The organism is Flavobacterium sp. LM5, from assembly GCF_002017945.1.
Lineage (GTDB): Bacteria > Bacteroidota > Bacteroidia > Flavobacteriales > Flavobacteriaceae > Flavobacterium > Flavobacterium succinicans.
On the sequence record NZ_MUFX01000003.1, the window covers coordinates 219,075 to 245,036 of the forward strand.

18 protein-coding genes and 1 pseudogene are annotated in these 25,962 nt (G+C 36.0%); 6 read left to right on the top strand and 13 right to left on the bottom strand.

Annotated features, from left to right (window positions below):
• Positions 1-4 precede the first annotated feature (4 nt).
• The 3 genes and pseudogenes from BXU11_RS11665 to BXU11_RS11675 all read left to right on the top strand — a co-directional run bounded on the left by BXU11_RS11665 (position 5) and on the right by BXU11_RS11675 (position 2,397).
• Entirely contained in the window at positions 5-1,522 is a 1,518-nt protein-coding gene (locus tag BXU11_RS11665; RefSeq protein WP_078212650.1) for a helicase HerA-like domain-containing protein, read from the top strand.
• A 3-nt stretch (positions 1,523-1,525) separates the two neighbouring features.
• A pseudogene (locus tag BXU11_RS11670) lies at positions 1,526-1,894 on the top strand (DMT family protein).
• A 143-nt stretch (positions 1,895-2,037) separates the two neighbouring features.
• A complete protein-coding gene (locus BXU11_RS11675) occupies positions 2,038-2,397 on the top strand; it encodes a cupin domain-containing protein (protein WP_078212651.1) in 360 nt (119 codons plus the stop codon).
• A gap of 208 nt (positions 2,398-2,605) precedes the next feature.
• Here BXU11_RS11675 and BXU11_RS11680 read toward each other — a convergent pair whose 3' ends face one another.
• Together BXU11_RS11680 and BXU11_RS11685 are read right to left on the bottom strand one after the other, a co-directional pair.
• On the bottom strand, positions 2,606-3,952 hold the full coding sequence (locus BXU11_RS11680) for an NAD(P)/FAD-dependent oxidoreductase (protein ID WP_078212652.1): 1,347 nt from the start codon (positions 3,950-3,952) through the stop codon (positions 2,606-2,608).
• 61 nt (positions 3,953-4,013) lie between these two features.
• Entirely contained in the window at positions 4,014-6,404 is a 2,391-nt protein-coding gene (locus tag BXU11_RS11685; RefSeq protein ID WP_078212653.1) for a penicillin acylase family protein, read from the bottom strand.
• Positions 6,405-6,650: 246 nt separating this feature from the next.
• Between BXU11_RS11685 and BXU11_RS11690 the strand changes: the two genes are divergently transcribed.
• Positions 6,651-7,289 carry a flavin reductase family protein gene (locus BXU11_RS11690; RefSeq protein ID WP_078212654.1) on the top strand — a complete coding sequence of 213 codons (639 nt, stop codon included), beginning with the start codon at positions 6,651-6,653 and terminating at the stop codon, positions 7,287-7,289.
• A gap of 151 nt (positions 7,290-7,440) precedes the next feature.
• Entirely contained in the window at positions 7,441-9,240 is a 1,800-nt protein-coding gene (locus BXU11_RS11695; RefSeq protein ID WP_078212655.1) for a hypothetical protein, read from the top strand.
• 135 nt (positions 9,241-9,375) lie between these two features.
• Here the strand turns inward: BXU11_RS11695 and kynU are convergent, their stop codons facing one another.
• Positions 9,376-10,665 carry a kynureninase gene (kynU, locus tag BXU11_RS11700; RefSeq protein ID WP_078212656.1) on the bottom strand — a complete coding sequence of 430 codons (1,290 nt, stop codon included), beginning with the start codon at positions 10,663-10,665 and terminating at the stop codon, positions 9,376-9,378.
• A 617-nt stretch (positions 10,666-11,282) separates the two neighbouring features.
• Between kynU and BXU11_RS11710 the strand changes: the two genes are divergently transcribed.
• Positions 11,283-12,731 carry an IS1182 family transposase gene (locus BXU11_RS11710; protein WP_078212658.1) on the top strand — a complete coding sequence of 483 codons (1,449 nt, stop codon included), beginning with the start codon at positions 11,283-11,285 and terminating at the stop codon, positions 12,729-12,731.
• 234 nt (positions 12,732-12,965) lie between these two features.
• On the opposite strand, the gene queA is transcribed toward BXU11_RS11710, so the two are convergent.
• The 10 genes from queA to BXU11_RS11760 all read right to left on the bottom strand — a co-directional run bounded on the left by queA (position 12,966) and on the right by BXU11_RS11760 (position 25,899).
• Positions 12,966-14,015 carry a tRNA preQ1(34) S-adenosylmethionine ribosyltransferase-isomerase QueA gene (gene queA / locus BXU11_RS11715; protein WP_024981970.1) on the bottom strand — a complete coding sequence of 350 codons (1,050 nt, stop codon included), beginning with the start codon at positions 14,013-14,015 and terminating at the stop codon, positions 12,966-12,968.
• A 146-nt stretch (positions 14,016-14,161) separates the two neighbouring features.
• A complete protein-coding gene (aroA, locus tag BXU11_RS11720; RefSeq protein WP_078212659.1) occupies positions 14,162-15,412 on the bottom strand; it encodes a 3-phosphoshikimate 1-carboxyvinyltransferase in 1,251 nt (416 codons plus the stop codon).
• A gap of 112 nt (positions 15,413-15,524) precedes the next feature.
• Positions 15,525-15,851, bottom strand: coding sequence for a nucleotide pyrophosphohydrolase (locus BXU11_RS11725; protein WP_024981968.1), 327 nt, complete (start codon positions 15,849-15,851; stop codon positions 15,525-15,527).
• Positions 15,852-15,927: 76 nt separating this feature from the next.
• On the bottom strand, positions 15,928-17,913 hold the full coding sequence (locus tag BXU11_RS11730; protein WP_078212660.1) for a DUF3857 domain-containing protein: 1,986 nt from the start codon (positions 17,911-17,913) through the stop codon (positions 15,928-15,930).
• A gap of 2 nt (positions 17,914-17,915) precedes the next feature.
• Entirely contained in the window at positions 17,916-19,937 is a 2,022-nt protein-coding gene (locus tag BXU11_RS11735; protein WP_078212661.1) for a transglutaminase domain-containing protein, read from the bottom strand.
• Between the two features lie 3 nt (positions 19,938-19,940).
• Complete coding sequence (locus BXU11_RS11740; protein ID WP_078212662.1) at positions 19,941-21,854, bottom strand: DUF3857 domain-containing protein; 1,914 nt, start codon at positions 21,852-21,854, stop codon at positions 19,941-19,943.
• A 139-nt stretch (positions 21,855-21,993) separates the two neighbouring features.
• Positions 21,994-22,446 carry a D-aminoacyl-tRNA deacylase gene (gene dtd / locus BXU11_RS11745; protein WP_024981964.1) on the bottom strand — a complete coding sequence of 151 codons (453 nt, stop codon included), beginning with the start codon at positions 22,444-22,446 and terminating at the stop codon, positions 21,994-21,996.
• A 318-nt stretch (positions 22,447-22,764) separates the two neighbouring features.
• Positions 22,765-23,742: a ribosome small subunit-dependent GTPase A gene (gene rsgA, locus BXU11_RS11750; RefSeq protein WP_078212663.1), complete on the bottom strand. Its 978-nt coding sequence runs from the start codon at positions 23,740-23,742 to the stop codon at positions 22,765-22,767.
• 152 nt (positions 23,743-23,894) lie between these two features.
• Entirely contained in the window at positions 23,895-24,977 is a 1,083-nt protein-coding gene (locus BXU11_RS11755) for a bifunctional 3-deoxy-7-phosphoheptulonate synthase/chorismate mutase type II (protein ID WP_078212664.1), read from the bottom strand.
• A 64-nt stretch (positions 24,978-25,041) separates the two neighbouring features.
• A complete protein-coding gene (locus BXU11_RS11760; protein WP_078212665.1) occupies positions 25,042-25,899 on the bottom strand; it encodes a prephenate dehydrogenase in 858 nt (285 codons plus the stop codon).
• Positions 25,900-25,962 lie beyond the last annotated feature (63 nt).

Consider the following 25,962-nt stretch of genomic DNA (forward strand, 5'->3'; position numbering starts at 1 on the left):
AAAAATGAACCAGAAATCAAACTTCAAAACTATAATTTCGGAGGGTTATGCCACTAAAGGACAAAACATTGTGCTTGGTGGTGTACTTTTAGATCAAGAAGCCATAGAAGACACTTGGATAACTATACCACTCAAAACAATGAACCGACATGGACTAATTGCAGGAGCAACCGGAACAGGAAAAACAAAGACGATTCAGGTACTTTCTGAGCAATTATCGTCTAAAGGAATTCCAGTTTTGATGATGGACATCAAAGGAGACTTTAGTGGTATAGCAATGCCTGGGGAAGAAAAGTCTTTCATAACAGAACGTCACCAAAAAATAAACATCCCATTTAGACCTACTAGTTATCCTGTAGAGCTTCTTTCGTTATCAGATCAAAGTGGTGTTCGACTAAGAGCTACCATATCTGAATTTGGTCCAGTACTATTTTCTAGAATATTAGATTTGAATGACACTCAAGCAGGTGTTATTTCGGTAATTTTTAAATATTGCGATGACCACCAAATGCCCCTTCTGGATTTGAAAGACATGAAAAAAGTCATCAATTACATTACTGAAGAAGGGAAAGATGAGATTGCCAATGCTTACGGGAAAATTTCAACAGCTACAACTGGTACTATCCTTAGAAAAATCATCGAATTAGAGCAACAAGGAGCTGATTTGTTTTTTGGCGAAAAATCATTTGAGATTGATGATTTAATGCGAATTGACGAAAACGGAAAAGGCTATATCAACATCATTCGGCTTAATGACATACAGGATAAACCTAAATTATTCTCCACTTTTATGCTAAGCCTTTTAGCGGAAATCTACCAACAGATGCCCGAAAAAGGAGATGCAGAACAACCCGAATTGGTTTTATTCATAGACGAGGCACATTTAATTTTTAATGAAGCCAGTAAAGCGCTTTTGGACCAAATAGAAACTATCGTAAAACTAATTCGCTCAAAAGGAATAGGAATCTACTTTATTACCCAAAACCCAATGGATATTCCAAGTGGCGTTTTGGCTCAATTAGGTTTAAAAATTCAACACGCCTTGAGAGCCTTTACCGCCAACGACCGTAAATCCATCAAACAAACCGCCGATAATTATCCTTCAAGCGAATTTTACAATACAGAAGAACTATTAACCAGTTTAGGAATCGGAGAAGCCTTAGTTACGGCATTGAACGAAAAAGGCATCCCTACTCCACTTGCAGCCACTATGATGCGAGCTCCTACAAGCCGTATGGATGTATTGACCGAAAGCGAAATACAAGCTATAAATTCTAAATCAAAATTAGTTAAAAAATACAGCGAACTTATTGACAGAGAAAGCGCTTATGAATTATTGACTCAGAAAATAAATGCCGCTCAAGAACAAGCCACACAAGCAGCAACTGAGGCCAAAGAAGAAAAAACATCTTCTGGACCAAGCACAACAGAAGTAGTCACAAAATCTGTTTTGAAAGTAGTAACAAGTGCTACCTTCATTCGAGGAGCCTTTGGAATATTGTCCAAGTTATTCAAAAAATAGTCTATGAAAGGCGCACTAACAATCGGTTTGTTAATTTTGTCGAATATATTTATGACCTTGGCTTGGTATGGGCATTTAAAGTTTAAGGAACTCTAATGGTTTGAAAACGCAGGACTTATCACCATTGTATTCATCAGTTGGGGTCTCGCGCTTTTTGAATATTTCTTTCAAGTACCTGCCAATAAAATTGGGTATCAAGAAAATGGAGGACCGTTTAGTTTGATGCAGTTAAAAGTAATTCAAGAAGTTATCACTTTGATAATTTTCGTTTTATTTTCATTGCTTTTTTTCAAAAACGAAACCTTTCGATGGAATCATGCTGTTGGCTTTTTGTTTCTAGTGCTAGCCGTTTATTTTATCTTTAAAAAGTAAATTATAATAATTAGGGCGTGACCCCATTTACAAAAAGGGGCAACTAGCAACAGCGTTATTCGCCCCTTTCTGTAAATGCGGTCGGGCTATCCATGCTACTTTGGTAGCTTATTCCTATCCCTCACGCAAAAAAACTATACAAAATGAAAAAATACACCTTACAAAAATCCCCTTTTATCGTCCCTACAACAGATGGTAAACTAATCGAAGAACATCACGGCATCCCAACTACTCAAAATAGAGACGTTTCTATTGCACACATGATTGCCCCACCACAATGGAGCGAACCCTTTCAAACCCCAGAGTTTGATGAATACACGTATATCATCAAAGGAAAAAAACAATTTATAATCGAAGGAGAGACCGTAATTCTTGAAGCTGGGCAATCGATACATATTCAAAAAAACACCCGCGTTCAATATTCGAATCCATTTGAGGAGCCTTGTGAGTACATTGCTATTTGCACTCCCGCTTTTGATTTTAATAAAGTCCACCGCGAATAAAACCAATTTTATTGAACCATATAAGACATTGAAGGGCATGTAAGTTTGGGTGGAAAATCTTAAATCATTTGAGACCTTGAAGGACATTTAAGAAAAAGAATGAAATTGAAATAATATAGTGTCTACCATTTAAATCGGTCTAAATTTATTTTCAAATCGAATAAAACAAAATCACAAATCTAGCATCATGTTTAGATTTGGGATTTTTTTATTTTACATTCAATAACTGAATAATTTTTTCTTCCACTTCTGGGCTGTCCCATTTTTGGGCAATATCAGGAAACTGCATGATTTCCTCCATAATTTTATTTTGAAAATCACCAATAGCCAAAGCTTCAGCATAAGGCTGCAAACTAAACGTTACGCGGCTGTACAAGGGCATCCATTTGTCAGGATGTTTATCCGAAAACCATTTCTCTATTTTCTTTTGCAATAAAAATTTTGGATCGGCAGTTTTGGAGCTCATTTCTTCAAAATTTCGTCTCGAAAGTTCGGCAATAGCATCAGCATTAGGCTTTCTCGACTTCTGATATTCAGAAAAAATAGTTTTCCAATCGTCGCCATATTTCAAAATCATTTCATTTAGCGTGGTAATATCTTCAAAACCAGCATTCATCCCATGACCATAAAAAGGGACTATGGCATGAGCAGAATCTCCAATTAACGCCACTTTATCGCTGTGCGTCCATGGAAAACATTTGGTCATTACCAAATAGCTTGTTGGGTTTTTGAAAAAATCTTCGACCAAATCTGGAATTACGTCTTTGGTATCAGGGAAGTATTCTGCAAAAAAATCAACTAAAGTCGTTTCATCTTTTAAATTTTCAAACGAATTTTCCCCTTCAAAAGGCATGAACAACGTACAAGTAAAACTTCCATCCAAATTGGCTAATCCCATCAACATAAAATTACCACGAGGCCAAATGTGCAGTGAGTTTTTATCGATTTTATGGGTTCCGTCTTCATTGGCTGGAATATGCAATTCCTTATAACCAATTTTCATGAACTCTTGCGAATAATCAAATTGAGATTGACGCTGCATACGATGACGAACTCTTGAAAAAGCACCATCGGCTCCAAAAACTATATCATACTTTAATTCCTTCCATTCCCCTTGCTCAGTTTCTCCTTCATAAAGAGAGGCATTCGCCAAAGAAACGTCCCAAATTTTTCTATTAAAAAAGAATTCAGCTCCTGCTTCTTCCGCTAAATCAATCATTCTTCTATTGAGTACTCCTCTGGAAAGCGAGAAGATGGACTCCCCTTCTTTTCCGTAAAACTGTGTGGTGAAAGTCCCATCTTTAAGATGAATTCCTCTTTTGTCAACTTGAATACCGATTTTTTTTATTTCTTCTTCAAGACCAATATCCTGAAGTGTTTTCCAACCACGATTAGACATCACTAAATTAATAGAACGTCCAGAAAACTCAACCGTTCTAATGTCTGGACTTCGGTCGTAGACATGCACTGTGTGCCCTAATTTTTTCAGGTAAATTGCCAATAAAGTTCCAACTAAACCAGAACCTACAACGGCTATTTTTTGAGGTGTTTGCATTCAAAGGGTATAAAAGTTAAGCAAAATTAGGGATTAATACGGGTATCCCCTTTATAAAAATCTATTTTTTAATGGGATTAAAGATTAATTTTGTTGAAGTTGTAACGATTTCGGCTTTGTTCATTTTCATTTTTCTGAATTTGCCTTCGTTATACATTTGCGTTTGGTCGGCATAATGAGCGCTCATTGGATTACCAGATTGACCAGTAGGGATGATACTCCAACTATTTTCCACATCCGAAAAATCGATAACTCTTCTGGTGGAAGGTCCTCCAGTTACTTTATAATTCCCTGAAGCATTCAGACCAAACATCAAATTGTTAATCACCTCATTTGTCCCCGCAATTTCAAAAGGCCCCACATTGAAAATTGGCTTCAATGCGCTGACCTTACCTAATGGATGTTGGTGTTCTACAGTATGCACTTTGTTCCAAGTCCAAGATGCGACGTTAGTACCTAATTGCTTTTCGAGAGCCACTACGGCTTCTTTGTATGACTTTTTCAAAATAAAAGCTTGCGTTTCTTTGGTTCCTTTTGTAGTGCTATCATCCCACCAAATCGAATTAGGATTCGCAATTAGCTTTGTAGCTACTTGTTTCCCGATATGTGTTCCTAAAAATTGCTCGAATTTATCTTTACCTAATTCGTCTTCAAACGTATTCTTCAAATACAAATAAAGCCATTTGTTGTAAATTGTTGGAGCCACTTGGTTAAGATTACTATCCCCTTTCCAATCCTTCAAGATAGTAAATGCTTGTTTTTGATTTTCTGAAAGTGATTCCGTAGCAATAGAAGCCAACATCACTTTAAGCGTTTCATTTACTGTTGAAGAAGTATTATCAACTATCATCTGGCTTACGGCTTGTTTATTCCATTTTTGTTTGGCATCTAAAAGCGTTGTAATTCGCTTGGCTCTATCTTCTGGAAGATAATACCCTGGATATAGAAAACCATCAACAGCTTCGGGTTGGTTGTTGGCCGAATAGACATAATTCCAAGATGGATTTATGGCCGATGGGTTTTTAGAAAAGTCCAAATATTCTGCAATATCTTCTTTCCCTGATGCGCCATTCAAAATAAAATTTGGATTCACCCCAGGTTGATGTTTGTATAATTTACCTGTTGCCCACCAAGCTACATTTCCTTTGGCATCACCATACATAACGTTCAATCCGGGAGCGGCTATTAGTGCCACGCCTTTCTGAAAATCTGCTATATTTTGGGCGTGAGACAATCGGTACACTGCTTCTAAAATCTGAATCGGTTGTTGCGTATAAATCCAAGAAAGCGCTACAGGTTGCCTAGTATTCAACCCTTTGATTAAATCATTCACAATAGGCCCATGACGGCTAATTTTCACTTTCAAATTGACAGAAGATGAATCTTTGACTTTTATAATTTTGTCCTGAATTGTATATTTTTGATACCCTTTTGGAGTTAAATAACTGTTAGCATCATCAACTTTGTTTTCTTCATTATACAAATCCAAATCATCATTTTCGAACATCGTCAATCCATAAGCATACTTCCTATTGTGCCCCAAAAGTGGATAAGGTGTTCCTGCTAAATAATAACCGTACAATTCAAAATCAGGTGTAACGATGTGAGCTTCATACCAAGTAGCTGGTTGAGAAAATCCAATATGAGGGTCGTTGGCAAAAATAACTTTACCGTTCTCTGTTTTTGGCGGCGCAATAACCCAACTGTTACTTCCAATAAAAGGAGGAATTGGGGATTGGTCAAGCAATGCAGTTACTGATTTTGCTATTGCCGAATATTCTTTTGTATCCACTTTCGCATTTTTGATTCTAGTAGTTCCCAAAGAACCGTCCAAACCAAAATCTTTCAGATATTCTGCTCCTAATTGGTCACGAATATCAGTCAATAATGGGTCTGTTTTTTGCGCCATTGCAAAACTGAATGACATGTATCCAAAAATATTATAGACATCTTTGAGGGTGAATTTTTCTTTTTTAACCCCAACTAAATGAAACTCTATAGGTGTAGTTCCCTCTTCTAGATATTGGTTAATTCCATCTAAATATGCCATAGCTAATTGATAATCTTTACCATTTTTATCCAATTTGGCAATTGCAACCTCAGAAGCTTCTTCTATGCCTAAACCCGCAAAAAACATATCATTTTGCAACGCAACTGAACCGAAAATCTCTGATAACCTTCCGGGAGCAATGCGTCGCATCAATTCCATTTGCCATAAACGGTCTTGAGCATGCACATAACCCAAAGCTACCATCGCATCTTTTTGACTATTGGCATAAATATGAGGCACTCCAAAATCATCGAAATATACAGTGGTGGTCTTCTCTATATTTTTCAAAGCAAGTTCACCATCATATTTAGGTTTGGTGTAAAAAGCATAGCCTACTAAAGCCAAAACTAAAACAATTAAAAACAAGAAAAGAAATAGGGCAATTTTTTTAACTACTCTCATGGTGTGAATTTTATTATAGGCTATGATTTAATTGTGTTATCCTAATTGATTTCAAGCATCAAGAAAGACATTCGCAATTCATTTTTAACAAATTAGAAAAACAAATATAAAGGAATCCTAATGACATTTATCAAAGAAACTATCGAACATAGGAATCTTTTGTCAAAAAAATCATAAATATATGCAAATTTTGTTTAATAAATATTCAAAATAGATAAACAAAATTTATCTTTGGCAAAAAAAACCATGAAGCATTTAACCAAAGAAAGCATCGTACAAATGGATAAGATTTCGAAACTAAACCTTATCAATTCGTGTACAGGATATAAATCTGCCAATTTGATTGCTACCAAATCTATAGATGGAGACACTAATGTGGCGGTATTTAGCAGCATTACACATTTGGGGAGTAGCCCTGCTCTAATTGGATTTATTATGCGCCCTACAACAGTTCCCAGAGACACTTATAAGAATATTATGGAGACTGGTTATTTTACCGTAAATCACATCACAGTTGATATGATTGCCGATGCACACCATACATCAGCCAACTATGACACTGGTGTCTCAGAATTTGATAAAACCAATTTAGTTGAAGAATACAAAGACAACCTTCCAATTCCATTCGTAAAAGGAAGTCCTATTCAATTGTATTGTAAATATGTGAATGAGTATTTTATTAAAGAAAATGACACCATTCACGTAATTGCCTCCGTCGAGCATTTATTTTTTGAGGAAGAATTGCAACACAAAGACAGCTGGTTACAACTAGACAAAGCCAATGTAATTGCGTTAAATGGCTTAGACGGCTATTGTTTACCCAAATTGGTTGATCGTTTCAAATATGCTAGAAAAGACCAACCTACTTCTTCCATATTTGAATAATTTATAGCCACATACATTATTAGCAACTATTTATCAAAAATCTATATTTTATTTCTAATCAAAATCTCGATCTATGAACTATCATGACATTTATCAGTTTATTACTCAATACTATTCATAATATTTGTATGCAATAAAATGCTGCAAATAAATGAATAATAGAAAAACACCTCACACATTTCACATCCCAGTAATGGGATTGGCCTATACTATTGATAGTCCAATACGCGTTGGGCATCTAGGAATTTCCTCAGTAGTATCCATCGCAGACGATGAATTGATTGAAAAAATGAATGCATTTTACAGTGAAAAGTTTGAAATTCCTTACAAAGAAATCACTCAAAAAATCCATGATTACAGAGCGAAAAGAATTACATCGTATCTGAATTTAGTGGACGGTATAGTGAAGAAAAAGTTTGAAGATTTCAAATCAGAATTAGTAGAAAGCAAACAAGCTTTGGATAATTATATTGCTCAATTACCCAACAGCTCCGATGTAAAAAAAGGTTTTTTAGAATTAATGGATGAAGGAATCGCATTCAAAGAAAACTTAAAAAATTACATTGAAAATCAATTGAATCCGGGAGAAATTGACGTCAACATTATGACGAAATTAGACAAAGAAAACTCCTCAAATCAAGAACTTTTACCAGTAGAATTTAACGATGCACATGCTGCTTTACGAGGTTTTGCTCAAAGTAATTTGGAATCATCAGTGGTTTTAAGTGCCGGCATGAATCCAAGGCTGTACAGTTATTTTGAAAATTTTTCATGCTTTTTTCCTGACCTAAACAACAAATTAAAAAAGAAAATCACTCTAAAAGTAAGCGATTTTAGATCCGCAATGATTCAAGGCAATTTTTTAGCCAAAAAAGGCCTTTGGGTTTCTGAATATCGTATTGAATCGGGATTAAATTGTGGAGGTCACGCCTTTGCCACAGATGGTTTTTTACTAGGTCCCATTTTGGAAGAATTCAAACAAAAGAAAGAACAACTTATCCAATCGGCTCACGATTTGATGGTCAAAGCATTGGGACAAAAAGAACTTCCTACCCCAGCATCCCCGCTTGAACTAAAAATCACGGTACAAGGTGGTGTTGGAACTGCTGATGAACATGCCTTTTTACTAGATCATTATCAAGTAGATTCTGTAGGTTGGGGCTCTCCCTTTTTATTAGTTCCCGAAGCTACATCGGTAGATCAAAACACACGTAACCTTTTAATTAAAGCACAAGAAAAAGATTTTTACTTGAGCCACATTTCACCTTTAGGAGTTCCTTTTAACACCTTGAGAGGAACTAGTAATGAAATTGTAAGAGAAAAACGCATACAAGCCAATAAAGCTGGTAGCTCTTGTCCCAAAAAATTCTTAGCATTGCATAAAGATGTCAATGGCAACGGAATTTGTACAGCATCTAAAAAATACCAAGACCAACAACTGGAAGCTTTGGAAGAAAAGAAATCCTCTCTTTCTGAGGCACACTATCAAAAAAGTAAAAACAGTATCACAGAGAAATCTTGCTTATGCGTGGGACTAGCCAATGCTTCTTACTTGGAGAACAATATTCCAATAAAAGGGCAAGACCAAGGCATTGTGATTTGTCCTGGACCGAATTTAGCTTATTTTGACCAAGAGGTTTCTTTGAAAAAAATGATTCAACACATTTATGGAAATGATACCGTACTTCGAGTAACCAATCGTCCAAACGTGTTCATTAAAGAACTAAAGATGTACTTGGATTATTTTAAAAATGAATGTGCTGAAGCTACTAACGAAATTTCGGCAGCACAGCTCAAAAAACTCCAAGCTTTCAAAAAAAATATGTTAGAAGGTATTGAATATTATCAAAATGTATTACTGAATACCAACCGTTTTACTGCTATCGCAAGAGAACTAGAAATGCAATTGAATGCTTTTCAAAAAGAGTTGCTATTTATTGAAGTAAAATAAGTATGGCGATGGCGTTTAGAAGAAGGCAAATACTTCCTTTTTCGAAACGTACGCTATAGGTTTTCTATCTGTTAGTTACATTTCTAAAAAAAGTCGGTTGGATTGTTCTAACCGACTTTTTTGTTAGGATTTATACTATTTTTGAAGAATTCCTTGCTTCAGAATTTGCCCGAAACGATACATATCTTCATAAGAAGTATACAAAGGTACTGGTGCTAAACGGATTACATTTGGCTCTCTCCAATCAGTAATCACACCATTTTTCATCAAATAGTCGAATAAACTGCGTCCTTCACCGTGTAAAAAAACAGACAATTGTGAAGCTCGTTCCTCAGGATTACTTGGAGTGATAATCTCAAAAGTACTGTCTACTTCTTTATCTATTTCGTGTAAAATAAATTCTAAATAAGAAGTAATATGGTCACGTTTTGCAATCAATGCCTCCATCCCAACTTCGTCAAATAAATGCACCGAAGCCAAATAAGGCGCTAGGGATAAAATTGGTAAATTACTGATTTGCCAACCATCGGCTCCGTGAACAGGGTCAAATTGAGGTTCCATTTTGAAACGTCTTTCTTTGTTGTGTCCCCACCAACCTGCAAACCTCGACAAAGTACTATCGTTGTGGTGTTTTTGATGTACAAAACAACCCGAAGCGTTTCCGGGACCTGAGTTCATATATTTGTAACTGCACCAAGCGGCAAAATCTACTTCCCAATCGTGCAGTTCTAGTTTGATATTTCCGGCAGCGTGTGCTAAGTCCCATCCTACTTTTGCGCCTACGCGATGCCCTGCAGCAGTGATGGTTTTAATATCAAAAACTTGGCCAGTGTAATAGTTCACTCCACCAATTAAAACCAACGCTAGCTCATCGCCTACTTCGTTTATTTTACTAATAATGTCTTCGAGGCGAATGTTATGTTCTCCTTCTCGACGTTTGATTTCAACTATGGCATCGTTTGCATTGATGCCGCTGTTTTGAGCGTGAAATTGCACTTGACTCTGAAACATATATTGGTCTGAAGGAAAGGCTTTTTCTTCGCAAATGATTTTATACCTTTTGGGCGTAGGCTTATAAAAAGAAACCATCAACAAGTGAAGATTGACTGTTAGGGTATTCATCACCGTTACTTCGCTAGGCAAAGCACCTACAATTTTACTTAATGGTGCTGCAAAACGTTCGTGATAATCCCACCAAGGTTTGTCGGCATAGAAATGACCTTCAACGGCAAGATTGGCCCAATCGTTCATTACTTCATCAACATAGGTTTTGGTTCTTTTGGGTTGCAAACCAAGAGAGTTTCCTGTAAAATAGATTACTTTTTGGTTATTGACTTGAGGGAAAATAAATTCGTTTTGATAGCTTCTCAACGAATCTTGTGCATCTAATTGCTGTGCAAATTCGAGCGTATTTTTGAAATTCATAAGTGTTGTTTTGATGGGTAAATGTAGTAAAAAGGGGGCTTCGATGAATTGTGCGGGCCAGAAAAAATAGAGGAAGTCTTTTTTACCATGAAGAGATTAAGAAAATTAAGATTAGTAGAAGAGATCTACTCAGGTTTTTTTGTTTTTTGGTGATTGAAAAAAAAGTAAACACGAATTACACAAATTTACAAGAAAAGACATTGTTTTTAATTGCACAAATGTATTGACACCAATGATATTTGTATCCTTATTTTTTTGGTTTGAATAGCGTTCTGAAAAAACCGTATTACATAATGGGAATTCTGTAAAATCTGGAGAGTAGCTGTTTTGAAGAGGAATTGCGTTAGGGATGGGAATGAAAATAAAGAGCGCTGGCACTGTAGTATTGCCCTAACGAGGAAGCGACCAACGGAAGCTCCCGCAGTAGGAGCAATAGTTAGTGCCAGCGCTCTTTATTGTAATGTACAGCCCGTAATACGCCCCAAAAAAAAATCTCGCCATTGCTGAGGCCACTGAAAAAGTACTTTAAGGAATAAAAGCGATAATTAAAGGAGTAGAAAGCTTAGCTTTCCTGCTCCTTTTTTATTATATTTAGCTGTAATTTTAATATTTTTTAAGTGTTAGTACAGCAACAAACAATACGATTCAGCGAGCATTCTACATTGTATGATTTAATCGTTCCAAAGGAAAATATTTTAAGAAAGATCAATGATTTGATTGATTTTTCCTTTATTTACGACGAGTTATTGAATAAATACTGCGCCGATAATGGGCGTATGGCAGAAAGTCCTGTTCGTATGTTCAAGTATCTGCTTCTTAAAACAATTTATACCGTTTCTGATGTTGATGTAGTAGAGCGTTCGCGTTACGATATGTCCTTTAAATATTTTTTGGACATGAATCCAGAAGACGATGTTATCAATTCTAGTTCGTTGACAAAATTCAGAAGACTGCGTTTAAAAGACACCGATTTATTAAATCTGTTGATAAACAAAACGGTAACCATAGCTATTGAAAAAGGCATCATCCGCTCTAAGTCTATTATTGTTGATGCCACACATACTTTATCAAGATCCAATCCATTTTCAGCAATCGAAGTATTGAGAGAACGTTCAAAACTGCTTCGAAAAACAGTATACACCTTTGATGACCAATTCAAAGAACGTATGCCTCAAAAAAATACCGACAATGATTTAGGAAAGGAACTGGCTTATTGCAAAGAGTTAGAAAAACGTATAGAAAATGAGCCGTCTATAAGTTCAATACCAGCTGTGAAAGAAAAATTAAACCTGTTAAAAGAAACGGTAGAAGATACTCAAGAAAATTTAACCCTATCAAAAGATACCGACGCAAAAATAGGTCATAAGTCTGCCGAGAGTTCCTTCTTTGGCTATAAGACTCATTTGGCTATGACCGAAGAGCGCATCATTACTGCAGCTGTAGTTACATCTGGAGAAAAAGGTGATGGACCAGAATTGCCTAAACTTTTAGAAATTAGTCAAGAAAACGGAATTGATGTAGACACCATTATTGGCGATGCGGCTTATTCTGGAAAAGAAAACCTTAAAATCACAAGTGAACAAAATATTAAAGTAGTAGCAAGACTAAATCCATCGATAACACAAGGATTTAGAAAAGATGAAGATAAATTTGATTACAATAAAGATGCCGATAGGTTTGTTTGCCCAGCAGGACATTTGGCAATACGAAAAGCACGTCAAGGAACCAAAGATGTTGGAAAAAACCAAACAGACACTTATTATTTTGATGTCGAAAAATGCAAGTCTTGCCCTTTAAAAGAAGGTTGTTATAAAGATGGAGCCAAAACAAAAACGTATTCGGTATCTATAAAATCAAAATTACATCAAGACCAAATAGATTTTCAAGAAACAGAATATTACAAGGAAAAAGCAAAACATCGATACAAGATAGAGGCTAAAAATAGTGAGTTAAAAAATGTACACGGTTATGACAGAGCACTATCGTACGGTATAGACAATATGCAAATGCAGGGTGCAATGGCTATTTTTACAGTCAATTTAAAAAGAATACTGAAATTAATGTAGCAAATCAGGTCTACTTCCAGATTCATCTAAAATGAACTTAGATAAATCGAAATGTAGCCACAATAAAATCTCAAATAAAATTAATCAAAAAGAGAAAACGCTTATAAAAGGAAGGTAAAATTCCAATTATAAGCGTTTTTTTATTGTCTAAAAACAATGCCTATCAAATTCGACGAGGTTTTTCAGTGGCCTCCCATTGCTTGACGAGATTTTTTTAAAAATATAATGTTGTGCTTAAATGATCAACATGGCATCTCCGTAAGAATAGAATTTATATTCTTCTTTGATGGCTTCTTCGTAGGCACGTTTCATTAAATCGTGACCACAAAACGCAGAAATCATCATTAATAATGTTGATTTTGGCGTATGAAAATTGGTAATCATACAAGTGGCAATACTAAAATCGTGTGGAGGAAAAATGAATTTATTTGTCCAGCCGTCAAAAGGGTTTAAGGTACTTTGTGAAGATACAGCACTTTCTACAGCACGCATAGAGGTGGTACCAACGGCGCAAATACGTTTTTTCTTTTCTTTTCCTTCGTTTACAATATCACAGGCTTCTTGGGTGATTTTTAATTCTTCGGAATCCATTTTGTGTTTGGATAAATCTTCTACCTCCACCGGATTGAAGGTTCCTAAACCAACGTGTAGGGTTACCTCAGCGAATTTTACGCCTTTAATTTCTAAACGCTTTAATAGGTGTTTAGAGAAGTGCAGTCCTGCGGTTGGCGCAGCAACAGCCCCTTCTTCTTTGGCATAAATAGTTTGGTAACGTTCCGCATCGTCTTCATTTACCTCTCTATTGATATATTTTGGGATTGGTGTTTCACCAAGTTCGGTTAATTTATTTCTGAACTCTTCATAAGAACCATCATATAAAAAACGTAGTGTTCTACCGCGAGAGGTTGTATTATCAATTACCTCGGCAACTAACGAATCATCATCGCCAAAATACAATTTGTTTCCGATACGAATTTTACGAGCCGGATCAACCAAAACGTCCCATAAACGTTGTTCTGCGTTTAACTCTCTTAACAAAAAAACTTCGATACGAGCTCCAGTTTTTTCCTTGTTGCCGTACAAACGAGCTGGAAAAACCTTGGTATTGTTCAAAATCATGACATCGCCATCATCAAAATAATCAATAACATCCTTGAACATTTTGTGCTCAATGGTTTGTTTTTTTCTATCGATTACCATTAAACGAGATTCGTCTCTGTTTTCTGCAGGATATTCGGCTAGAAGTTCTTTGGGTAAGTTGAAGTTAAAGTGGGATAATTTCATTTGAAAAAATTAGAAGTTAGAAATTCTAAGTTAGAAGCTATTTCACTTTCAACTTAAAACAGTTGCAAATATACGATTCCCAAATAGGGGTTGTCAAGTGTTTTGCGGTTTATTTTGCTTTTCAGCGCAAATTCAAGTACTTAGCACTATGCAATTTCGCTCACAGAGACCCCTAATTGTTTCCAATCGTTCCAAAAATCAGGATATGATTTAGAAACTACCTCAGCATCGTTGATAACAATAGGAACTAACAAAGCCAAAGGAGCAAAAGCCATAGCCATGCGATGGTCGTTGTAGGTATCGATCGCTACATTTTCGGCAATAGTCACCGAGGGATCTAACGTTAAGCTATCATCGGTTACCGAAATGACTGCATCTAACTTGGTCAGCTCGGCTTTGAGAGCTTCTAGCCTATCGGTTTCCTTGATTTTTAGGGTATGTAAACCCGTCAAATGACAGCCAATGCCTAAACCAAAGCAAGTTACTACAATAGTTTGGGCAATATCGGGAGAGGTATTCAAATCGCAAATTAAGGATTGCAGGTTATAGCTTGCTTCTTTACGAAGTATCATACTATCGCCTTCAAAAACGGTAGTCACTCCTAATTCTTTATAGATTTCGACCAATGCCGCATCGCCTTGCAAACTATTTTGTTTATAACTAGACAATCGAATTTCGGTACCTATTTCTGACAAGGCCACCACACTAAAAAAGTATGAAGCGGAACTCCAATCGGATTCGACGGTTAGCGTTTGTGGTTTTGAGTTTATGGCTAATGGTTTGACCGTGATAGAATTTTCTTTGAATTTAGTTTCTACACCAATTTCGTTGAGCAATGCCAAAGTCATTTTGATATAAGGCACTGACGTAATCTCGCCAACCAAGGTCAACTCAAGCCCGTTTTCTAATTGTGGTGCCACTAGCAAAAGAGCTGAAATGTATTGACTACTCACATTGGCTGGAATACTCACTTTTGATTTCGTGATTTTTTGTCCTTTAATGCGGATTGGCGGATACCCCTCTTCTTTCTCGTAAGTAATCTCCGCGCCTAACTGTTGCAAGGCTTCAACTAAAACTTTGATCGGACGCTCGGTCATCCGTTGCGATCCTGTTAATACGACTTCATGTCCTGGACTTACGGCAAAATAAGCCGTTAGAAAACGCATTGCCGTTCCTGCATGATGAATATCGATGATTTGAGCATCCGAGCTTGCCTTTTTTGTGCTTTGCAACGCCTTTAGCATTACTTCGGAATCGTCAGAATTCGAAGTGTTTTTTAAAGAAATACTTGGATATAATGCTTGTAAAAGCAATAATCGATTGGTTTCGCTTTTCGAACCTGTAATTAATATATTCGCTTTCAAGTCGCTTATTGCCGACTGTAATAATAAATTCATAGTTGTACTAATGAGAGTTGAGCGCATGCTATAGTAGAAGCTTTACACTCAACTAATTTTGGGTCGCAATTTAAGATTACTCCCTCACAATTCATAACGCATTAACCTTAATTTATTGTAATTTCTCGTTGTTTTTGTGACGATCTTTATCTCGAACGGATTTTAAATCCATTTTTTTATCAAAAGCCGCTTGTAAATCGATACCCGTTTGGTTAGCCAAACACAATACTACAAAAACTACGTCGGCCAATTCTTCACCTAAATCTTTGTTCTTGTCACTTTCTTTTTCAGATTGTTCACCATAGCGGCGCGCAATGATTCTAGCTACTTCACCTACTTCTTCGGTGAGTTGTGCCATATTGGTCAATTCGTTAAAATAACGAACACCGTGTTCTTGAATCCAATTGTCTACGTCGAGTTGTGCGTTTTTCAAGTTCATATCGAATTATTTTTTTTTGTCAAAGATAGATAAAGTACTCAAGAGTTATGATGGCATCGAGAATAACACCGAATCATTAGGCCTTTTTCAAGACAATTTTCTCGCTTAATTTATCTACTGATTTTTGAAAAAACTCTTTTAACATTTCATAATATTCTGAAGCAACAATAACCTTATTGATTTGATTAGTGACCGCCACTTGCAGTTTATTCCCCTCTAATTTAGCATTATAAGAAAAACTAGCAATTTCATCTTGTGCCGCCATTTTTATAGGAATAGGTAAAAGCTCTACAGAATATCCTTCTGGAATATCAATGCTAATGATAAATTTTTCTTGTTTTGTAGGACCAAAATAAATAGGCATTTTTCGGTCTTGAGATTTAAATGGATTATTCAAACTCTTCAGGAACAATACAGGATTCAGATACATTTTATCTCCAATCACATCAAAAGGGTGTTCTAATTCAAAAGCAAAAGATTCTATTAAAGGCTTTGAAAAATCGGTTTTCAAATTGGTAATATTATACTCCTTTACACTTAAGCCTTTAACCTTATTCTCTAATTTTTCTATTTGATCTTCTGAAGTCAAATCTGCATTATTTTCTCGAAAAGCCAAAGCTTCAAAATCTGTTTTTTGATTTTTGTACATTCCAGTTACTCTTCCATTCGCTTCAATTTTAACGCTTAAACCGACGATACTTTTGGATATTGGACGGTCCATTAGATTAATTTCGGTTGATGTTCCATCGGATTGAATCATTCTTCCGGTCCAATTGATCAAAGACAACGGAAGAATATTTGGGGCCGTAAATTTATGAGCGGCGTCTAACAAAAAGTCTTTGCCATCCACCAGCGCACCAACAATCACATAATTAAAACCACTACGACCTGGAAACGCAGGCACACCATGATCCAATGTACTTACCAATACGGGTTTGGCCTGAATTCCAACTAAGTTAAGCATATTGATCAGAATAAAATTTATCTCGGCTACATTGCCCGTGGAGGTTTGATAGGCTTTCTCTACACCTTGATCTACATACACTCCAAAAGTTTTATCCCAATTCATTTTTTCTTGAACATGCTTAAAAAGGGCTTCCATTTTTTCCGTTTGTGTGGTTTTACCTTCGATTATACTTCGGGTAGCACTGGCAAAATATCTCCCTTTAAGCAATTCGTCTCCAAAATCCTTTTCTTTAAAAATAGTCTTTGCCACACCTTCCCAAGTAACACTATAGTCCTTATCTGGCTGATCGGTGTAGCGTATCCTTTCTAATTCTTGTTGAATTTTTGAAGTGTAATTATCTGTGTTATCTACAAAATCTTCTTCATACAAGGCTGGCAAATCATGAGCTGTATAATTGGTATTGATTTGCTTGTAACTCAAATGAGCGGTTTGCTTTACCTCATTTTCATAGGAAGTGGATCCAAAACTAATTTCACTGCTATTTTTCACTTCATTATATCCCGATAATAAGGTTTTATAAATATATACCTCGGGGATTTGTGTGGTATATTGAAAATTATTAACCGGAATATCATATTGCAAAATCATATCAGGAAACTTAAAGATATTTTCTGATTTGTGCACATATTTGAACTCGATCACAGAACCTACTTTTACATTAGGCAGGGTAATGCTTGTCTTTTTCCAATATCGGTTCACTTTTTCTACAAAATTACCTTCACTAGTAAGTTTTGTCTTAGTGATTTTATCTTGTTCTAAATTGTAAGTGACCGCATCCGAAAATTTGATCACGTCGGGTGTCAATTCTTCGTACCCGATGTAATAAGGCACTGCAAAAGTGGCCCATTTTAGTCCTTCTTTTTTATAGATTTTGATTCTATATTTTATTTCATGATTCGCAATAAATCCAGTTTTGACAGTATAGGTAAAAAAAGTCCTGGCTTTTTTATACAAAACCGCCGCTACCGCAGACGAGTCTTTGGGATGCTTTTTCTCTTGAAGTTCAGCCTCAGTCACCTTTCCCAATTGAAAATCTTGAGCGCTAGAGCTCATTGTCCAACAAAAAAGGAATAGAAATAAAAGTATGTTTTTCATTATTAAGCTTTTTTCAAAACAATTTTTTCATTTTGTTTTTCTATCATTTTTTGATAATAACCTTTGACCATTTCATAGTAATCAGCGGCAATAATTGAACTATTAATTTGCTGTTGTACCAAAATTTGGATCGATTTATCGTTTACTTGGGTCAAAAATTTAAATCCTCCCAAATTATCCTCCATTGCTAATGCAATTGATGCCGGAATAGACTCCACAGTATATCCCTCAGGTATTGCAATATTGATAGTATACTTATCCAAAAATGGATAGCTATAATCTATAGGGTACTCACGAATCTCTTGTTTAAAAGGATTCTCCTTCTGGGTGAAAAACAATAAAGGATTGAGATACATTTTATCTTGAATGACTTCGCATAAATTAGACCCAGAAAACGAAAAAACTTCGGTAACTGGTGCTTGCAAATCCTTTTCATTACTGCGTTTGTACTCTTGCACTTCGATTTTTCCATGCTCATTTTCAAATTTTTCCAAATAAGTATCTTGATTTTCTCCAGAAACTAGTGAACGAAACAACATCCCATTATGATTGGTTAACTGCCTTTGAAACTTACCTTCTATCTTACCAGACGAATCTACTGAACAGTTCATAGCAACCACATCCATAGAAGCTATTTTTGGTGTTAAATCAACTTCTGAAGAAGTACCATCTTTTCGAATTAATCGGCCAAACCAATTCAGATCGCGTACCGGCAAAATATTAGGCAACGAATTAGCATCAGTGGCATCTAACAATAATGGTCCACTTGGAAGATCTACTTCTGTAATAACATAATTGAAAGCGGTGCGAGAAGGAAACAAAGCAATACCATTATCCCGAGTACTTACCAAAACAGGATTGGCTTCTAAACCTGCATAACGCAACATAGCAGTTAACATCAAGTTAATATCTCCAACATTACCTGTTTTATTTTTGAAGGCCGTTCTTACTCCTTGCTCACAATAGTATCCTAGGAATCCATTCCATTTTACATTATTCTTCACATAAGTAAAAATTGCAGCAATCTTTTCTTCTGGAGAATTCAATGGTGCAATCAAGGCTTTGATTTCATCTTCAAAATAGCCAGTTTTATTTAACTCAGGACCAAAATCTTCGTAATCATAAATCGTTTTTACTACCGAATTCCAATTGGTCGCATAGGATTTGATGGGCTCATTGGGGAATTGAATGGTGGATAATTCTTGAACTAAGCTACTTGTGTAATTCTCAATATTATTTACAAAACTCTCGTTCTTCATTGCCGGAAGATGCTCTGTTGTATAGGTCGTTGTGGTTTCCATATACGTATAAGTATCATTAGAAAAATTCGTTCTTGTTGTACTAAAACCAGTACCCTGAGAACGTTCCTTTGATGTTATAGTTATAGATTTACTGTTTTTGACTGCACTTATTTTGGGTATAACAAACCCTTTTGTTGTGGTATTATAAGTATAATACTCCGGAACCAAAGTCTTATACTCACAATAATTAACTGGAATTGTGGTTTGAAAATCCCAATCTCTAGGATGCACTTTATTTGGTGTTCTTATTGAGTATTCATATTCAATCACTGAGCCCTCCTTCACATTAGGCATTGTGATTTTTTTTCTATTCCAGTACTTATTAATTTTTTCAACAAAAATACCGTCGCTTTTTAACTTCGTTTTCTCAATTTTCCCATTGACCAAATTATAAGTTACCGCATCAGAAAAATCGAGTGCCTCTTTAGGCGATGAATCTATTGAGTAGTTAATAGTTTTGTTAGCCCAATCATACCCTTCTTTTTTATAAATCTTAATTCTAACATTCACAACAGTTTGAATCATAAAACCATTTTCTTGGGAATATTCAAATGAAGTCCTTCCTTTTTTAAACAATATGGCCGCTACCGCTGCGGTATCTTTAGGATGTTGCTTTTCTTGAAGTTCATCTATTGAAACTTTTCCTAGCTCAAAATCTTGTGCTATACCATCAAAATGAAGCATCAAAAAAAAGAAAGCAATAACAATTTTAGTTATTTTCATACATTAAAGGGTTTTGGTTAAAATAATTTTAGCATTATCATTTTGACTCACTTGCTCAAGAAACAAGCGGTATTCATCGTATTCTTTATTAGAATATTTTCCAGTATTTACAGTAAAAATCCTTTTATACAATAGCGTATTGTTTTCTTTTTTCTCGCAGGTAAAGGAATAGGTTCCAAACTTGGTTTTGCGTTCAAAGGCTGGAGGCAGAAACTCAAGTGCAAAACCATTTGGTAATTGAATGGTAATTTCGTCTTCGTCTACAAAACCTCGGGCAATTTCAAAAGGAGCCTTGCGATTCCGAATACGCTTCACCCCTCCGCTGTATTGATTATAAGCATTTAGTACGACCATCATTTTATTACCGACAAAAGCCCCATACTTTTGAGCCGCTAGTTTTGCTTTTTCGGTAAAAAGAATATCTTTTTTATTATTTTCAAAAGTTATTTTTTCAAGCTTTAAGTTGTTGATGTTACTCCAATATTCCTTGTAATGTTTTTCTTTTTCGTCAGGCTGCATGTGTTCAATCCTTTCTTTTTGCCCATATTGAGTACCTCTAGAAGCAATTTGAATCTCTCCCAAAAAATCACCATTTGCATCAATTATAAAATGACCTAAACTACGTTGTGAATTTTCGATTGGTTCGTAAATTTTAGTATGAATAATTTCGCCCCCTTCTGGTTTTATGATCAAAACATCTCTATCATCAGTGAAATTGGCCTGAAAACCAAAAGGATCGGTTTGACTGGTGCACTCCAACCATGTATATCTCCCCTCATTAGGGATAGCCAAAATAATGTGATTCCCTTGTTGCGAGACAAAATCTTTTGTAATATCCCTTTTGGTTCTATCTCCAAATACTTTGGTATAATATGAAGTAACTCCAACTGCCGACAAAAGGGCTTGCGTATAATTAGTTAAGGCTTTGCAATCACCATAACCCAAACGGTCGACATCTGAGGCCAACATAGGTTTCCATCCGCCAATACCTTCTTGAATGCTAATGTATCGCACTTTTTGTTGCACAAAATCATATACAAGCTGGGCTTTTTTTAGCGGATCCTTTTCGTTACCCACTATATTTCTGATTTTTTGTTTGGTTTCTTCAGATATTTCAGTTGTTCCTGCTAAAATTTTATCTGCCCACCATTTGCCAAATTCTTCCCATGTTTTCGCACTTCCATCTACACCTTCTAGGTGAAACAATTCGAGTCCCATCATTACATTAGGCACAATTTCTTCAAATGCGGGACTTAGATCTTCATATTTTAAGGGTATCAGCTGGGTAGCTTCATATTGCAATTGGGTTGGCGAGTCCGTTATTTTTACAATATTTTTATGGGGAAAATTGCGCTCTTTTTTCTTAAAACCTAAGTTTTCAGGATAATTCACATGTAATACACTTTTTTCAACCCCCACTTGATATTCCGATAACGGATACCATCTAGGAATAAAAGCAGTGGTAGCGGTCTCTGTTTCAGTTTCAAAAATTAAAGTAAATGGATAACTAATGGGGGTATAATCCAAATATAAAACCCGACTATCTGAATATAATGTACCCCCATCTACTGCGCTATGATCTTTAAAATCTTTTCTTTTGATTTTCTTTATTTCGTTGCCTAAGGCATCCACTACAATTGCTTGGATATTTGAAATAGAGTTAGTAGCATCATAGTGCTGGTAAGCGTCAATAGCACTCATCCCTGCCTGATTAAAAACTGTGATAACACGTTTGATTTTGACAGTCATTTTGCGCTGCGACGCAATGCTAATATCTAATTGCTCTAATCGAATTACAGCATTGGCATTCGCTTTTAAACTATCAGCAATGGAGGCAACTGTAAATTTTACTTCTTGTGCTACTAAGCTTTGTAACAAAAAACAAAATAAAAACAAGGCAACAAACTTAAATTTCATAAAATATATTGGGTTAAATAAAACCAAAAAGCATAAAAAAAAACTCCAGCCGCAATGCGTTGAAGTATCTTAATTTGTTTTTTTAGATTTTATTTGTGGTTCCCCAAATATATTCTAATTCTGACAATAAAAAAATAAATCACTCCCTATTTTTCGAGTCTATTTGAATAGTTACCGGGCCATCATTTAGCAAAAGTACTTTCATATCCGCACCAAAAATACCGGTGGATACTTTTTTTCCTAATTTGCTCTCTAAGGCTTTCACGAAACGCTCATACATAGGAATAGCGATATCAGGTTTTGCGGCTTTGATATACGAAGGGCGATTCCCTTTTTTGGTAGCTGCGTGAAGCGTAAACTGACTAACCACAAGCACATCTCCCCCAACATCTTGAATAGAAAGGTTCATTACCTCATTTTCATCACCAAAAATGCGAAGTTGGGTAATTTTGGATACCAACCAATCCATATCTTCTTGGGTATCGGCGTCTTCGATTCCAACTAAAACCAACAATCCTTTTTGGATTTCGGCTATTATCTTGTCCTCAACAGTTACTGAGGCATGTGCTACTCTTTGGATTACGACTCTCATAAGCCCCCTAACCCCAAAGGGAGAATTATAACGTAAATAAATAAAATCAATCATATCAAAAAAGAATTAAAAAGCATATACAACAACAATTTAAACACACTTTTAGAGTTCCCCCTTCGGGACAATGTCATTAAGTTAAGGGTTAAATGACAAAATGATTGCTGATTTTTGATTAACGATTCTTGATTATTGATGTTTAAGATGCTGAAAATCATATGATTTTTACTCACTTGCTCCAAAAATCTAAAATCAAGAATCGTTAATCTTCAATCTAAAATCTCTTAACTTAATGACATTGCCTTCGGGGGTTAGGGGGCTTTACTCCCTCGTTTTATCACTTGCTTTTCGCTCCTCATCATAGGTATCAGTGCGGTAGTGCTCATCATCACCTTCAAGGATTTTAAGATAACTATTGTAACGCGACCAAGCAATTTCATCCTTATCTAAAGCGGCTTTTATGGCACAATGTGGTTCTTCTTTATGCAAACAATTGTTGAACTTGCATTGTTCTTTCAATCTAAAAAATTCAGGAAAATAATCGCTAATTTCTTGAGGCTCCATATCGACAATTCCAAATCCTTTGATACCTGGTGTATCAATAATACTAGCATCAAAAGACAAGTCATACATCTCTGCAAAAGTGGTGGTATGCTGTCCTTGTTTGCTTTGCTCGGAGATATTCTTGGTTTTCAAATCCAAACTGGGCTCCAAAGCATTAACCAAAGTCGATTTCCCTACACCCGAATGCCCCGAGAACATACTCGTTTTACCAATCATTAATGCTTTCAAATCTTCAACTCCCTTGCCTTCAGCTGCTGAAACACGCAAACATTGATACCCAATTTCCTGATATACATGTTGCATGTACAACTGTTCGTCTAAAGTGACTTCATCTAAAGTATCAATTTTATTAAAAACCAAAATAGTCTCAATACCATAGGCTTCGGCAGTAACCAAAAATCTATCGATAAAACTAAACGTAGTTGGAGGATTATTGATGGTAATCAACAGAAAAACACGGTCAATATTGGCCGCAATAATATGCATTTGATGCGACAAATTCACCGATTTTCGAACAATGTAATTCTTACGGTCGTGAATGTGATGAATCGTACCCGTAACTGTGTCCGAAGTCTCCTCCAATTCATAATCTACTACATCGCCCACTGCAATGGGATTGGTGCTTTTAATTCCTTTCATTCGGAACTTCCCCTTCATCCTGCACTCAATAAAATCGCCTTGCTCGGATTTCACGGTGTACCAACTACCTGTAGATTTATAAACTGTTCCTGTCATTTTCAGATTTTAGATTTAAATGTTTGCAAAGATAAATGATTTATGATTGAAGAGTAACGATTTTATATTTATGATTTTAGAACCCTAGAAAAAAACAAAAAAATCCCAAAACAAAGGTCTTGGGATTTAATAAAATCTAAAGTCAGAAATCTTTACGAATTCAATACTTTATCTTGTTTGTTGATACTTTCTTGGTGAATCGCTTTGAACATTTTTAAGACAAACTCTTCCGAAAGTCCTTTCTTTTCTCCTTCCAAAATCATTTTACCTAAAATCTCATTCCAACGATTGTTTTGTAAAACCGCCACGTTTGCTTCTTTTTTAACCTGACCAATTTCTACAGCCACTTTCATTCTTTTGCTCAAAAGCTCCAATAAATTAGCGTCTAATACATCGATATTCGCTCTTAATTTACTCATTTTAGTCATAAACTCATCCGAAACATCGATTTGTTTTCTAACTCTCAAGTCTTTGAAAATTTGTTTCAAAGCATCCGGCGTTACTTGTTGCGCAGCATCACTCCAAGCGTTATCAGGGTCTGTGTGTGTCTCGATAATCATTCCGTCATAATTCAAATCCAAAGCTTCTTGCGTCACTTCAAGAATCATATCACGATTTCCAGTAATGTGAGAAGGGTCAATAATCAAAGGCAAATCTGGGAATTTGTTTTGCAATTCAATCGCAATTTGCCATTCTGGGATATTTCTGTATTTTGTTTTTTCGTAAGTAGAAAAACCACGGTGAATCACCCCTAATTTTTCTATTCCAGCCATATGCAAACGCTCAACACCACCCAACCACAAAGCTAAATCTGGGTTCACTGGATTTTTAATCAAAACAATTTTGTCTGTCCCTTTCAAGGTATCTGCAATTTCTTGAACCGCAAACGGATTGGCAGTTGTACGTGCCCCAACCCATAAAACATCAATATCATTTTCTAAAGCCAATTTACAGTGAGCAGCAGTAGCTACTTCAGTTCCCATTAACAAACCTGTTTCTGCTTTGGCTTTTTTCAACCATTTCAATCCTATTTCTCCCACACCTTCAAATCCACCTGGACGCGTTCTTGGTTTCCAAATTCCAGCTCTAAACACACTTACATCAGAATCTTTCAATTCGTGTGCGATTTTCAATACTTGCTCTTCTGTTTCGGCGCTACAAGGTCCTGCTATCACCAATGGATGCGTCAAATTGAACGCTTCCAACCAATTTCTCATTTCTTTCTTGTTTTCCATTTTTTTAGTTTTTAATCTTTAAAATTATTCTATAGTTTCTTGTGTTAATTCTTTTCTTTATTACCTATTTTTTGGTATTCATCCCATTCAAAATGGCTTTAATTTTATTCACACTCTGCATTTCATCATAAATAGCCTCGTATTCTTCACTTTTCAATAAGTCTTTGAATTGTGTCAAATTGGCAATGTATTCCTCCAGACTTTTCACTACGTGCTTCTTGTTTTGCTTAAAAATAGGCGTCCACATCGCAGGCGAACTCTTGGCCAAACGCACGGTACTCTCAAAACCAGAACCCGCCATATCAAAAATATCTTGTTCGTCTTTCTCTTTATTAATGACCGTTTTCCCTAACATAAACGAACTAATGTGCGACAAATGCGATACGTACGCAATGTGTTTATCGTGCGACTTCGGGTCCATATATCGAATGCGCATTCCTAATTCTTTGAACAATTCGATGGCTTTTTCTTGCAGCTTAAAAGTCGTTTTCTCCACCTCACAAATGATATTCGTTTTTCCTTGAAACAATCCTCTTATAGCCGCTGATGGTCCCGAAAATTCCGTTCCTGCAATAGGATGCGTGGCAATATAATTTCTTCTTCTAGGATGATTGGCCACCGCTTCACAAATAGGCATTTTCGTAGAACCCACTTCAAAAACAATGGTGTTTTCGCCAATATGGTCCAAAACTTCGGGCAACACTTGTAACGCCACATCCACAGGAACCGAAACAATAACATAATCCGCATCGGCCAAATCCTGCATCGTAGCTGCTTTCTCCACAACCCCAAGCACCATCGCCTCTTGCAAATGGGCTTCATTTTTGTCCATTCCGTAAATAGTCGCTTCTGGGTGTAAGGCCTTTATATCCAACACCATCGAACCTCCAATCAAACCTATTCCTATTACGTGTATATTCATTATAATTTTTATTATTAGCTAATCCTGCTATCCGCTATATCTATTGTGGCGAACCCCGCCACA